The sequence below is a fragment of the Burkholderia sp. MSMB1835 genome (genome assembly GCF_001526365.1).
In the GTDB taxonomy this organism is placed as follows: domain Bacteria; phylum Pseudomonadota; class Gammaproteobacteria; order Burkholderiales; family Burkholderiaceae; genus Burkholderia.
The window spans coordinates 235,615-248,022 of record NZ_LOYP01000001.1; the positions used below are offsets into that span (position 1 = coordinate 235,615).

Here is a 12,408-nt window from a genome sequence, read left to right on the forward strand (position 1 = left end):
TGTGTATGATGGTCGACTGTTGGGGCGGTAGCTCAGCTGGGAGAGCGTCGCGTTCGCAATGCGAAGGTCGGGAGTTCGATCCTCCTCCGCTCCACCAACGGAATTTGAAAGGCCCGATCGCGAGATCGGGCCTTTTTGTTTGTCCGCGGGCGCTCGGCCTGCGCGCTAAGTCGCCAATTCATGGATCACCCTGAACGTCGGCACCGACAACACGGCGAACCCCGCCGTCATGACCGCGAGCACCGCGGTCCTCTTCCGCAGCAGCGCGCAGAGGGCGATCGATAGTCCATACAACGCGCAGGTCAGAATGACGATCCACCACAGCGCCGCGTAGCCCGCCCCGCCTTCGAAGTTCGATACGTTCTGCGTGATCCGGGTCGCGAGATACCCGGCGACGGTCATGCTCGCGGGCAGGCACAGCACTGAATACAGCACGAGGACGATGATCTGTCGCGGTGTCGGCTCGGATGACGTCATGGCGAGGGTGTTCTTTTGCGGATGGACGAAGGCGCCCGACCGCCCGCCGCGCAGGCCGATTCAGGCAGCCGGCAGAATGCGGCCGTTTGCCGCGTTTGGCAACCGCCACCCGTCACGCCACCCGCCGTCCCGCCACTCCACCCTAAACCCTCCCGAAACTCGGCCGCTTCGGATCATACGTCCACCCCGGCACCAGATAGCGCATCGCGACCGCATCGTCGCGCGCGGTGCCGCCCACCTCGTTGTACAACGCGTGCGCGGCCTCGACCTGCGCCATGTCCAGTTCGATGCCCAGCCCCGGCCGTTCCGGCACGGCCACCTTGCCGCCGACGATCGCGAGCGGCTCGCGCGTGAGCCGCGCGTCGCCTTCCTGCCAGATCCAGTGCGTATCGATCGCGGTGATCGTGCCGGGCGCGGCCGCCGCCGCATGCGTGAACATCGCGAGCGACACGTCGAAGTGGTTGTTCGAGTGCGAACCCCAGGTGAGCCCCCAGTCGCGGCACAGCTGCGCGAGCCGCACCGAGCCCTGCATCGTCCAGAAATGCGGATCGGCGAGCGGAATGTCGACCGCCTGCAGCCGCACCGCATGATCCATCTGCCGCCAGTCGGTCGCGATCATGTTGGTGGCGGTCGGAATCCCCGTCGCGCGGCGGAATTCGGCCATCACCTCGCGGCCCGAATAACCGCCTTCCGGCCCGCACGGATCTTCCGCATACGCGAGCAGATGGCCTTGTCCGCGGCACAGCGCGACGGCCTCGTCGAGCGACCATGCGCCGTTCGGGTCGAGCGTCGCGCGCGCGTCGGGAAAGCGCGCCTTGATCGCCGCGATCGCTTCCATCTCGTCGGCGCCGGCCATCACGCCGCCCTTCAGCTTGAAATCGGCGAAACCGTAGCGCTCGACCGCGGCTTCGGCCTGCCGAGCGATCGCGGCCGGCGTCAGCGCCGCTTCGTTGCGCAGCCGGAACCACGGGGCCGACGCCTGCGCTTCGTCGCGATACGGCAGATCGGTGCGGCGCCGGTCGCCGATGTAGAACAAATACGCGAGCATCGGCACCGCGTCGCGCTGCTGGCCTTCGCCGAGCAGCGCCGCGACCGGCACGTCGAGGTGCTGGCCGAGCAGGTCGAGCAGCGCGGCTTCGATCGCGGTGATCACGTTGTCGAGCCGCAGGTTGATCTCGTGCGGCTGACGCAGCACCGCCGCCTCGCCGGCCGATGTCACTTCGTGGCGAATCGTGCGCCCGGCGCCGGCGCCCGCGCCGGACAGCGCCGCGCGCACCGCGTTGAGCGTGGCCTGGTAGCGTCCGATCGGCTGCCCGACCACGAGATCCGTCATGCGCTCGAGCGCGTGGCGGATGCCTTCGCCGCCCGGCACTTCGCCGACGCCCGTATGCCCGCTGCCGTCGTCGAGGATCACGAGGTTGCGCGTGAAGTACGGCGCGTGCGCGCCGCACAGGTTGAGCAGCATGCTGTCGCGGCCCGCGACGGGAATCACCTGCATGCGGGTGACGCGCGGGGTGCCGGCACGGCTGGGTTCGGACATCGGTTCGCTCCTGGTTCCGGTGGCGCGCGGGCCGCCGGACGCGCCGGCGCGGCCCGCGCCGTTCATTGAAGCTCGACGCGGCGGATCTCGCCGACGACGAACAGGTAGCAGATCACGGCGACGAGCGCATGCGCGACGACATAGACGAGCGCGCCGTTGAACGAGCCGCTGCGGTCGACGATATAGCCGATCGCGATCGGCGTCGTGATGCTGGAAAGATTGCCGCACGTGTTGAGCAGCGCACCGCTCAGGCCGGCGATCTGGCGCGGCGCGGTGTCGGCGTTGACGGCCCAGCCGAGCGCGCCGAGCCCCTTGCCGAAGAACGACAGCGCCATGAACACCACGACGAGCACGTGCGAATCGGTGTAATTGCAGACGATCATCGACATCGACAGCAGCATGCCGATCACGATCGGCACCTTGCGCGCGACCGACAGCGACCGGCCCTGCCTGAGCAGCGCATCGGACACGACGCCGCCGAGAATCCCGCCGAGGAACCCGCATACGGCGGGGATCGACGCGACGAGGCCGGCGTTGAGGATCGACATCCCGCGCGCCTGCACGAGATAGACGGGGAACCACGTGATGAAGAAGTAGGTGAGCGCGTTGATGCAGTACTGCGCGACGTACACGCCGACCAGCATCCGGTTCCTCAGCAGCGCCTTCACGTGGCGCATCGACGGGCCGCCGTCGCGCCCGCCCGTCGCCTGGTCGATGTTGACGAGCGCACCGCCTTCGGCGAGGTAGTCGAGTTCCGCGCGGTTGATGTTCGGGTGATGCTTCGGGTCGTACATCGTGCGGTTCCACACCAGCACGAACACGAAGCCGAGCACGCCCATCACCGCGAACACCGACTGCCAGCCGAACGCATGCACGAGCCAGCCCATCAGCGGCGCGAACACGACGGTCGCCGCGTACTGCGCGGCGTTGAAGATCGCCGACGCGGTGCCGCGCTCGGGCGCCGGGAACCACGCGGACACGATCCGGCTGTTGGCGGGGAACGACGGCGCCTCGGCCGCGCCGACCAGGAAACGCAGCCCGAACAGCAGCGCGAACGCGGCCGCCCCGCCGAAGAAGCCGATCCCGCCTTGCAGCAGCGTGAACAGCGACCAGAAGAAGATGCTGAACGCGTAGACGATGCGCGAGCCGTAGCGGTCGAGCAGCCAGCCGCCGGGCAATTGCGCGATCACGTACGACCAGCCGAACGCGGAAAAGATGAAGCCCATCTGCACGTGGCTCAGGTGCATCGAGCGGGCCAGCGCCGGGCCCGCGATCGCGATGGCGGCGCGATCCGCGTAGTTGATCGTCGTGATCGCGAACAGGACGGCCAGCACCAGCCAGCGCACGCGGGTGCGCCGGGCCGTTGCCGACGCGGACGCCGGCAGCGCGTGAAGCGGATTCATGACTTGTCTCCTCCGAAGGGCGGAAGGTGCCGTCGTGCGGCAGGCGCGTCGGGTGCGCGCGTGATGTGTGTGGATGCCGCCGACGGGAGGCCGGGCACCGGACGCCGATGCAGGCGGGGCGTCCCGGCCATTCTGTCATGTCGACATTTGCGCTTTCATGCCAATTGCTGACTTGATCGATTCAGCATTTGAATCGATCGAAGGCGGTGAGCGGTCACGCGTGCGCGTCGTCCGGGCTGTTGCGGTGGTGGCGCGCGACGTGCTGCGCGAGAAACTCGACGGCGGCGCGCACGCCCGGCAACTGGCCGCGCCGATGCGGCATCAGCAGCGTCGTCGTGACGGTGCCGGCGCACCAGCCGGGCAGCACGCGCACGAGCGTGCCGGACGCGAGCGCGGCCCCGGCGATCCAGTCGGGCAGGCAGGCGAGGCCGAGGCCGGCCGTCGCCGCCTGTAGCAGCAGCGTCGATTCGTCGGCCTGCAGCCGCAAGCGCGGCGTCACGTCGACGGCGTCGCCGGCGTCGCCGCCGCGCTGGAGCCGCCATGGCTGCGGGCCCGGGTGAAGCGCGTCGTGCTGTGCGAGATCGGCCGGCGTGTCGGGCGTGCCGGCCCGCGCGAGATAGGCCGGCGCGGCGACGACGACGATCGGCGACGCCGCGAGCGGCCGTTGCACGAGCGCGGAATCGGGCAGCGGCGCGAAATGGCTGCGCACCGCGATGTCGAAGCCTTCCTGCGCGATGTCGACGAGGCGGTCGCTCGCATGAATCTGCAGCAGCAGCTTCGGGTGCGCGATCGCCAGCGCCGGCAGGCACGGCGCGAGGATGTGCTGCGCGACCGGCACCGAGCTCGTGATCCGCACGACGCCGGCCGGCTCGGCGGCCTGCCGCAGCACCGCGTCGCGCGCGCTTTCGGCCTCGATCACGGCGGCGCGCGCATGCTCGAAGAATTCGGCGCCGACCGGCGTGAGCCGGAAGCTGCGCGACGTGCGATGCACGAGCCGCGCGCCGAGCGTGCGCTCGAGCTCGGCCACGCGCTTGCTGACCGTCGATTTCGGCAGGTCGAGCCGGCGCGCGGCCGCCGACATGCTGCCGGCATCCACCGCCTGCACGAACAGGTAGAGATCGTTCAGATTCACTTCCAGCGTCCACATGGAGAAACGACGGGTTTCGATTTTAGCGACTACTGCGTCATCGTCCGCCATGGGAGCATGACGGCTCGTTCAACTTTCGCGGAATTCCCCGATGTCTCCGATCCTTCTCTACGGTATTCCCGCCGGCTGCTCGTTCGGCTCGATCGTCGCGCTCGAATGGGTCGCTCGCCCGTACCGGCTGTCGCGCATCACGATGCCGGGCGCCGTGACGAGCGACGCGTTCGTCGCCCTGAACCCCGTCGCCGAAACCCCGGCGTTCGTCACCTCGAACGGCGACGTGCTGACCGAAAGCATCGCGATCCTCGGCCATATCGGCGCGCAGGCGCTCGACAGCGGCCTCGCGTTTCGCCAGGGCAGCGCGGATTTCGACCGGCTGAACCGGATGCTGGCGTGGCTGAATACGACGTTCTTCAACGCGTTCGGTGCGCTCTGGTACGTGTACGAACACGACACCGAAGGCGCCGAGAAAGCGGCGCTGCAGGCGTACGGTCGCGGCAAGGTGCTGAAGGCGCACCGGCAGCTCGAAGCGCTGCTCGAACGCGGCGAAGGCCCGTGGCTGCTGGGCGCGCGGCGCACGCTGGCCGATGCGTACTTTGCCGGGATCGCGCGCTGGGCCGACTATCACGCGGTGTTCGAGCGCGATGCGTTCCCGCGTGTCGCCGCGCTGCGCGCGCGGCTGGCCGACGATGCCGGCGTGCGGTTCGCGCACGCGATCGAGGAAAACCTGCCGCCGCCGGTGTCGTCCGCGTTCGAGGGGCATGTGTCGCTCGACGACGCGTTGGCCAGCGCGCACGGCATCGCGGTGCCGGCGCGGGCTGCCTGATCGGCCACCTCGGCCGCGCGTCAGGGTGGAATCCGCTGGCGATATTTTTACCCGGGCAATATTGACATCCAATTAATACCCGGATAAAAATAACGTCATTCCGATTCCAGCCCGCGGGCGACCACCATGACGACTTCCACGCTCCTTCCTTCGTACACGGCCTTCGACGGCCACCGGCGGCTCGCGTCCGGCCCGCTCGCGACGGTCGCGCTCGCGGTCCGGCAGACGGCCGGCGACGCGATGCCCGGTTCGATCCTGATCTTCGACGACGCGACGGGCCGCTCGATCGACCTCGACCTGCGCGGCACCGCGGACGACATTCGCGCGCGCTACGCGGTGCCGTCGGGCGATGCATCCGGCGGCGCCGGTGAGCCGGCCGGCGCGGGCGAGCAGCGCGGCCGCGGCCGGCCGAAGCTCGGCGTCGTGTCGCGCGAGGTCACGCTGCTGCCGCGTCACTGGGAATGGCTCGGCGCGCAGCCGGGCGGCGCGTCGGTCGCGCTGCGCAAGCTCGTCGAGGACGCGCGGCGTACGCATGCGGCGGCCGACCGGCAGCGCGACGCGCAGGCCCGTGCCTACCACTTCATGTCGGCGATGGCGGGCGACCTGCCCGGTTTCGAGGAAGCCGCGCGGGCGCTGTATGCGAACGATCCGGCGCGACTGGCCGAGTGCGTCGCCGGCTGGCCCGACGACGTACGCGACCATGCGCTCGCGCTGGCGCGCGGCGACCTGCCGCCGTCCACCGAAGGCCAGTGACGGAGCGCCGACGCCATGACCGTATTCGACCTGAACCGTGGCGCGATCGCGCCGGTCGCCGACGAAGTCGACCTCGTCGATCTGCGTGTGACGGGCGCCATTCCGCACGAACTCTGCGGCACGTTGCTGCGCAACGGCCCGAACCCACCCGGCGGCCGTTTCGAAGGCAACGACATGCTGTCGTGGTGGCCGGAGGCCGCGATGCTGCATGCGATCGCGTTCGACGGCGGCCGCGCGGCCGGCTACCGGAACCGCTGGGCGCGCACGCAGCGCTGGGCCGCCGTGCACGCGCCCGGGCAAGTGCCGCATCTGCCCGACACCAATCCGAACGTGAGCCTGTTGCAGCATGCGGGCGAACTGATCGCGCTGGCCGAGGGCGGCGCGCCGCTCGCGATCACCGCCGCGCTCGATTCGCTCGGCCTGCCGGCGCGGCATGCGGGTTTCGACGGCGGGATGACCGCGCATCCGAAGGTCGATCCGGTGACCGGCGAGCTGATCCTGTTCCGCGCGGACTGGCGTGCGCCGTGGCTGCGCTACGGCGTCGCGGATGCGCAGGGCGTGCCGCGCGTCGAGCTCGAGATCGAGCTGAGCGCGCCGTCGATGATGCACGACCTCGCGATCACCGAAACCCGCAGCCTGTTGCTCGACCTGAACGTCGGCTACGACTTCTCGCTGCTGAAGCAAGGCCACCGGATGCCGCTGCGCTGGCACGACGACCGGCCCGCGCGCATCGGCGTGATTCCGCGCCACGGCGGCGACGTGCGCTGGTTCGGCGTCGAGCCGTGCTTCATCCAGCACGTCGTGAACGCGTACGATTGCGACGCGTCGTGCATCGTGCTCGACGCGGTGCGCTATCCGTCGTTCCTGCGGCTCGACGCGCGCACGGGCCGCTTCGCCGACAACCCGGTCGGCGAGCTGTGGCGCTACGTGATCGATACGGCGAACGGATTGGTCGACGAAGGACCGCTCGCCGACGGCGGCATCGAGCTGCCGCGCATCGACGAAAGCCGGACCGGGCGCCGCTATCGCTACCTGTATGCGGCCGAGCAGCCGAACAACGCCGAAATGCGCGGCGTGATGCGTTTCGATCACGTGCGCGGCACGACGATGCACTACGCGGTGCCGCCCGGCGACCAGAACGGCGAGCCGGTGTTCGTGCCGCGTCCGGGCCGTCGCGACGAAGACGAGGACGACGGCTGGCTGCTGGTGATGGTCTACCGCGCGGCGACGGACACGAGCGACGTCGTGATCCTCGATGCGCGCGCGATCGATGCGGGGCCGCTCGCGACCGTGCATCTGCCGCGCCGCGTGCCGGCCGGGTTCCACGGCGCGTGGGTGCCGCGCGAACGTCGAACGTGAGCGGCGGCGCGCGTCACTGCGCGCGCAGCGCGTCGACGATCTTCAGCCGCGCGGCGCGCATCGCCGGCAGGAAGCCGCCGACGAGCCCCATCACGAGCGAGAACACGAGCGTCTTCACGACGATCGCGGGCGTCAGCACGAAGCGGAACGACAGGTCCGAGAAGGTCTGGAAGTTGGTCGTCGAGAACGACGCGAACTGCATCAGCGACGCGCACGCGAGCCCCATCACGCCGCCGACGAAGCCGAGCAGCAGCGCCTCCAGCAGGAACGCGACGAGCACGTTGGTGCGCTTGAAGCCGAGCGCGCGCAGCGTGCCGATCTCGGCCACGCGGTTCGCGACCGATGCATACATCGTGATCATCGCGCCGATCATCGCGGCGATCGAGAAGATCGTCGACAGCGAGATGCCGAGGATGTTGATGAACGTCGACAGCGCCTTCGACTGGTCGCCGTAGAAGGTCTGTTCGCGCTTCGCCTCGTCGGTCAGCCGCGGGTCGACGTCGATGTCGGCCTTGAAGCGCGCGAAGCCGTCGGCGCTCGGGATGCGCAGCACCATCGACGAATAGCTGGTGCGCCGGAACGACTGCATCAGCTGGTCGACGTCGCCCCAGATCTCCGAGTCGAAGCCGCTGCCGCCCGCGTCGAACACGCCGACGATGGTCCAGTCGCGCTGCGCGAAATGCAGGCGGTCGCCGAGCTGCGTGCCGCTGAAGCCTTTCGCGATCGCGCTGCCGACGACGATCTCCGACGAGCCCGGCGCGAACGGGCGGCCGGCCGCGAGCTTCACGTGCGGCCGCAGCGCGAGGCCGGCCGGCGACACGCCGCGGATCACGACGTTCGACGGCTTGCCGGTCGACGTCTTGACGAGCGAGATCAGCACGACGGCTTCCTTCGACACGAGCGGCCGGCCGTCGGGGCCGAGCGCGACGGCCGGGTGCATCTCGAGCGCGTTGGCCTGCTGATGGTCGATCGAGCTCTGGATCTCGGTCTCGGCGCCCTTGCGGATCACCACCGCGTTGTCGGGCTCGCCGGTCGACACGAGCGTTTTCGTGAGCCCCGCGTCGAGCATCTGCACCGTCGCGAACACGAAGATCACGAGCGCCATCCCGCCCGCGGTGAGCGCGGTGGTGAGCCGCCGGGTCCACAGGTTGCGCGCGATGTAGGTGAGCGGGATCGCCATGCGCGCCTCTATCCGATCGCCCGCAGGCCTTCGACGACGCGCACGCGCGCGGCCTGCCACGCAGGCACGAGCGCGGCCGCGAGACCGACCGCGACCGAGCACGCGGCCTGCAGCACGACCGTCTCGGTCGACACCTTGAACACCGGGAAGATGCCGCCGGCCGCCTGCTTGAACAGGCTCGCGGCGGGCGACGTCGCGAGGATGCCGAGCGCGCCGCCGGCCACCGCGATCGCGACCGATTCGCCGAACACGAGCAGCGCGAGGAACCCGGGGCCGAAGCCGAGCGCCTTCAGCGTCGCGTATTCGGCCGTGCGCTCGCGCGCGCTCATCGCCATCGCGTTGGCCATCACGGCCATGATGATCAGGATCACCACGTACGACACGAGGCGGATCGCCGCGATGATCTGGTTCGACATCGCGACGAAGCCGAGCTGGAACGCCTGTTCGGTCTCGGTCAGCGTTTCGGCGAGCGAGTTCTTGAACACCGCGTCGACGTTGCGCGCGATCGACGCGCCGTCGTCGGGGTTCGCGATGCCGAGCACGAACACGCCGACCTGGTCGGCCTGCTTCGGCGTGCGCTTGCGCACCGTCTCGTTCAGGTAATCCCAGTGGAACACCAACTGGCGCGTGATCGTCGAATCGTCGCGGCCGTCGAGAATCCCGCGCACGACGAAGTCCCACGTGCCCGGATAGATCGTGCCCTTCAGCGGGATCACGTCGCCGACCTTGAAGCCGAACTGCGTCGCGAGCTGGCGGCCCACGAGGCAGCCGCGGCGGTCGCGGTCGTAGTCGGCGCGCTGCTGCGCCGGCAGGATGAATTCGGGATACAGGTCGAGATAGTTGTCCGATACCGCGAAGCTCGCGAAGAAGTTCTTCGGGTCGCGGTAGATGCCGCCGAACCAGTTCGAGCGGACCACGGCCGTCACGCCGTCGACGCCGCGGATCCGGCTCTCGTCGCTCACCGGCAGCGGAAACACCAGCGAGATCGCGTTGCGCGTGACGAGCCGGCCGCTGGACGCGGCCGCCGCGCCCGCGTACCACGCGTCGACCACGGTATGCAGCAGCCCGAACGCGAGCACCGCGATGGTCAGCCCGAGCACGGTCAGGAGCGTGCGCAGCCGGTGCCGCAGCGCGTTGCGCGCGATCAGCTTCACGACCATCTTGCGCGCTCCCGCCGCCGGTCAGCCGGCGTGCCCATCGATCAGCTCCCCTTTTTCCAGATGGACGAGCGAACGCGCGGCGCCGGCCGCATGCGCGTCGTGCGTCACCATGATGATCGTCTTGCCGAGTTCGGCGTTCATCCGCTGCAGCATCGCGAGCACGTCGGTCGCCGACGCGCGGTCGAGGTCGCCGGTCGGCTCGTCGGCGACGATCAGCACGGGATCGGTGATCAGCGCGCGCGCGATCGCGACGCGCTGCTGCTGGCCGCCCGACAGCTCGGACGGGTAATGGCGCGTGCGATCGCCGAGATTCACCATGTCGAGCACGAGCTCGACGCGCTCGCGCCGTTCGCGGCGCGACAGGTGCGTGAGCATCAGCGGCAGTTCGACGTTCTCGAACGCGGTGAGCACGGGCATCAGGTTGTAGAACTGGAAGATGAAGCCGACGTTCGCGGCGCGCCATTCGGCCAGTTGGGCCTCGGCGAGTTGCGAGATGTCGAGGCCGCCGACGCGCAACTCGCCGCTGTCGGGCCGGTCGATGCCGGCCACGAGGTTCAGCAGCGTGCTCTTGCCGGAGCCGGACGGCCCCATCAGCGCGACGAAGTCGCCTTCGCCGATGTCGAGCGAGATGTCGGTCAGCACGGGCACGATCTGGTTGCCGCGCCGGTACGACTTCGCGACGTGGCTGATCTCGACGAGGGGCGGCGGGGCGTCGTTCACGCGCGCTACTTCTTCGCGACGGTCACTTGCGCGCCGTCCTTCAGCTTCGCGCCCGGCGCGAGCACGACCGTGTCGCCGGGTTTCACGCCACGGATCGCCACCAGCTCGCCGATCCGCATGCCGCGCGTCACGGCCACCGCATGCACGGCGTCGTCCTTCACGACGAACACGACCGGCCGGCCGTCGCGCTCGACCACGGCGCTCGCCTGCACGGCGGTCACCGGCTGCCGGTCCTGCGGCGACGCCGGCTTCGACAGGAACGCGATCTTCGCGCTCATGTCGGGCAGCACGCGCTCGTCGCGGTCGACGAAGCGCACCTTCACGAGCACGGTGGCCTTCGAGCGGTCGACGGTCGGCACGATCCGCGACACGCGGCCGGCGAAGCGCATGTCGGGCAGCGCGTCGAGCTGGATCTCGCACGGCTGCTCGGCGCGGATCTTCGCGATGTTCGATTCGGCGACGTCGGCCTCGACCTCGAGCGTCTCCATGTCGGCGATCGTCACGACCGCGCCCTTGCTGTCCGACGCGGACGAGAACGGCGTGATGTTGTCGCCGACGTTCGCGTGCTTGGCGAGCACGATGCCGTCGAACGGCGCGCGGATCACCGTCTGGTCGACCGCGACCTGCGCGGCCTGCGCGTTCGCTTCGGCGGACGCGATCGCGGCCCGGTCGCTGGCGAGCGTCGCGCGCGCCTTGTTCACGCGCGCCGTGTCGGTGTCGAGCTGCGCGGCCGGCACGGCGCCGCGCGGCGCGAGCGCGGCGGTGCGGCGCAACGCGATCTCCGCATCCTTGAGTTCCGCCTGCGCGACGCCGAGGTTCGCGCGGGAAACCTGCACCTGCGCGCGCGCCTGGGCAAGCGACGCCTGCACGTCGCTGCTTTCGAGCCGCGCGATGATCTCGTCCTGCTTCACGCGCGTGCCTTCGAGCACGCCGAGCCATTCGACGCGCCCCTGGCCCTTCGACGCGACTGCGGCCTTGCGTTGCGGCACGACGTAGCCGGTCGCATTAAGCTGCGTGTCGTTCTGGTACGGGTAGGCGGACGTGACGGACGTGGTGTCGACGGTCGGCCGACCGGTGACGGCGAGGCCGGCGACGATCGCGACGACGATCAGCGCGGCGGCGACCGCATAGCGGACCCACCGGCGCCGGCGCGGCACCGGTGCGATCGGACGCCGGTCGATTTTCAGTTTGTCCAGATTGTGATCGGGCAATTTGAGCGCCTCGAGACGGCGGCGGTCGTGTGACCGGCGCGATCCGGTTTCCGGGGAAAGGGACGGATGGACGCCAGTATAAGCGTCGCCCCGGCGCCGCGCGAGCCGGTTTGCGGCGCCGTGCGGCGGCGGCCTGTCCGGCCTGCCGGCGCCGGCCGACGCGCCGGCCCCCCGGGGAAACCCGAGGATGCAAGCAACGTGTCAACTTGCCGCGAACGCGGTGCGTTATGGAACCAGTGCGTCAGGTTTTGTCGCGACGGAAACGGCGAAAGCCGGCCTCGCGGCCTGGGGCTCCGGTGCGAATGCCTCGCATCTTTGATTACCGGTACGTTTGATTTTTTCTCCGCTAAAGGAAGAACAATGAAGAAGACGCTCGCTTCGATCATCGCCGCAGCATTCGCGCTCGCATCGGTTTCGGCATTCGCACAGGCGTCCGCGCCGGCAGCCGACACGTCGGCCGCCGCTTCGGCACCGGCCAAGAAGGATCACAGCAAGCCGAAGCACCAGCTGAAGCACCACGGTTCGAAGAAGGGCCAGGCGAAGGCTGCAGCCGCATCGGCCGCCGGCACGAACGACGCAGGCACGCAGAACTAAGCAGTTCGCTCCCACGACCGGCATCGCCGGTCACGGATCGG

12 protein-coding genes and 1 tRNA gene are annotated in these 12,408 nt (G+C 69.6%); 5 read left to right on the forward strand and 8 right to left on the reverse strand.

The features are described 5' to 3' along the window. The first annotated feature begins 21 nt into the window (after nucleotides 1–21). Nucleotides 22–97: transfer RNA gene (locus WS96_RS01060), tRNA-Ala, on the forward strand. Between the two features lie 68 nt (nucleotides 98–165). Here WS96_RS01060 and WS96_RS01065 read toward each other — a convergent pair. The 4 genes from WS96_RS01065 to WS96_RS01080 form a co-directional block, all read right to left on the reverse strand. Continuing rightward, nucleotides 166–477: a hypothetical protein gene (locus WS96_RS01065; protein ID WP_059829986.1), complete on the reverse strand. Its 312-nt coding sequence runs from the start codon at nucleotides 475–477 to the stop codon at nucleotides 166–168. 142 nt (nucleotides 478–619) lie between these two features. After that, nucleotides 620–2,017 (reverse strand): enolase C-terminal domain-like protein, encoded by a 1,398-nt coding sequence (locus tag WS96_RS01070; RefSeq protein WP_059830043.1) that lies wholly within the window; start codon nucleotides 2,015–2,017, stop codon nucleotides 620–622. 62 nt (nucleotides 2,018–2,079) lie between these two features. Next, entirely contained in the window at nucleotides 2,080–3,420 is a 1,341-nt protein-coding gene (locus WS96_RS01075) for an MFS transporter (RefSeq protein WP_059829987.1), read from the reverse strand. A 214-nt stretch (nucleotides 3,421–3,634) separates the two neighbouring features. After that, entirely contained in the window at nucleotides 3,635–4,618 is a 984-nt protein-coding gene (locus tag WS96_RS01080) for a LysR family transcriptional regulator (RefSeq protein ID WP_059829989.1), read from the reverse strand. A gap of 40 nt (nucleotides 4,619–4,658) precedes the next feature. Between WS96_RS01080 and WS96_RS01085 the strand changes: the two genes are divergently transcribed. From WS96_RS01085 to WS96_RS01095, 3 genes are all read left to right on the forward strand, one after another. Further along, nucleotides 4,659–5,390, forward strand: a complete 732-nt coding sequence (locus WS96_RS01085; protein WP_059829990.1) for a glutathione S-transferase family protein — start codon at nucleotides 4,659–4,661, stop codon at nucleotides 5,388–5,390. Between the two features lie 126 nt (nucleotides 5,391–5,516). Continuing rightward, nucleotides 5,517–6,143 carry a DUF2239 family protein gene (locus WS96_RS01090; RefSeq protein WP_059829992.1) on the forward strand — a complete coding sequence of 209 codons (627 nt, stop codon included), beginning with the start codon at nucleotides 5,517–5,519 and terminating at the stop codon, nucleotides 6,141–6,143. 15 nt (nucleotides 6,144–6,158) lie between these two features. Then, nucleotides 6,159–7,502 (forward strand): carotenoid oxygenase family protein, encoded by a 1,344-nt coding sequence (locus WS96_RS01095; protein ID WP_059829993.1) that lies wholly within the window; start codon nucleotides 6,159–6,161, stop codon nucleotides 7,500–7,502. Between the two features lie 13 nt (nucleotides 7,503–7,515). Here WS96_RS01095 and WS96_RS01100 read toward each other — a convergent pair whose 3' ends face one another. From WS96_RS01100 to WS96_RS01115, 4 genes are read right to left on the reverse strand one after another with little or no spacing between them, the layout of a single operon-like run. Continuing rightward, on the reverse strand, nucleotides 7,516–8,682 hold the full coding sequence (locus WS96_RS01100) for an ABC transporter permease (protein WP_059829996.1): 1,167 nt from the start codon (nucleotides 8,680–8,682) through the stop codon (nucleotides 7,516–7,518). Between the two features lie 8 nt (nucleotides 8,683–8,690). Then, entirely contained in the window at nucleotides 8,691–9,842 is a 1,152-nt protein-coding gene (locus WS96_RS01105; protein ID WP_059829997.1) for an ABC transporter permease, read from the reverse strand. A 21-nt stretch (nucleotides 9,843–9,863) separates the two neighbouring features. Beyond that, a complete protein-coding gene (locus WS96_RS01110; RefSeq protein ID WP_034209543.1) occupies nucleotides 9,864–10,562 on the reverse strand; it encodes an ABC transporter ATP-binding protein in 699 nt (232 codons plus the stop codon). A gap of 5 nt (nucleotides 10,563–10,567) precedes the next feature. Then, nucleotides 10,568–11,773 carry an efflux RND transporter periplasmic adaptor subunit gene (locus tag WS96_RS01115; RefSeq protein WP_059829999.1) on the reverse strand — a complete coding sequence of 402 codons (1,206 nt, stop codon included), beginning with the start codon at nucleotides 11,771–11,773 and terminating at the stop codon, nucleotides 10,568–10,570. A 360-nt stretch (nucleotides 11,774–12,133) separates the two neighbouring features. Between WS96_RS01115 and WS96_RS01120 the strand changes: the two genes are divergently transcribed. Continuing rightward, a complete protein-coding gene (locus WS96_RS01120; protein ID WP_012327737.1) occupies nucleotides 12,134–12,367 on the forward strand; it encodes a hypothetical protein in 234 nt (77 codons plus the stop codon). The last annotated feature ends 41 nt before the right edge of the window (nucleotides 12,368–12,408 follow it).

Coding starts and splice junctions, on each gene's coding strand:
- WS96_RS01075 (WP_059829987.1), bottom strand. CDS start 3,420: ATGAATCCGCTTCACGCGCTGCCGGCGTCCGCGTCGGCAACGGCCCGG.
- WS96_RS01100 (WP_059829996.1), bottom strand. CDS start 8,682: ATGGCGATCCCGCTCACCTACATCGCGCGCAACCTGTGGACCCGGCGG.
- WS96_RS01085 (WP_059829990.1), top strand. CDS start 4,659: ATGTCTCCGATCCTTCTCTACGGTATTCCCGCCGGCTGCTCGTTCGGC.
- WS96_RS01065 (WP_059829986.1), bottom strand. CDS start 477: ATGACGTCATCCGAGCCGACACCGCGACAGATCATCGTCCTCGTGCTG.
- WS96_RS01090 (WP_059829992.1), top strand. CDS start 5,517: ATGACGACTTCCACGCTCCTTCCTTCGTACACGGCCTTCGACGGCCAC.
- WS96_RS01070 (WP_059830043.1), bottom strand. CDS start 2,017: ATGTCCGAACCCAGCCGTGCCGGCACCCCGCGCGTCACCCGCATGCAG.
- WS96_RS01120 (WP_012327737.1), top strand. CDS start 12,134: ATGAAGAAGACGCTCGCTTCGATCATCGCCGCAGCATTCGCGCTCGCA.
- WS96_RS01105 (WP_059829997.1), bottom strand. CDS start 9,842: ATGGTCGTGAAGCTGATCGCGCGCAACGCGCTGCGGCACCGGCTGCGC.
- WS96_RS01080 (WP_059829989.1), bottom strand. CDS start 4,618: ATGGCGGACGATGACGCAGTAGTCGCTAAAATCGAAACCCGTCGTTTC.
- WS96_RS01095 (WP_059829993.1), top strand. CDS start 6,159: ATGACCGTATTCGACCTGAACCGTGGCGCGATCGCGCCGGTCGCCGAC.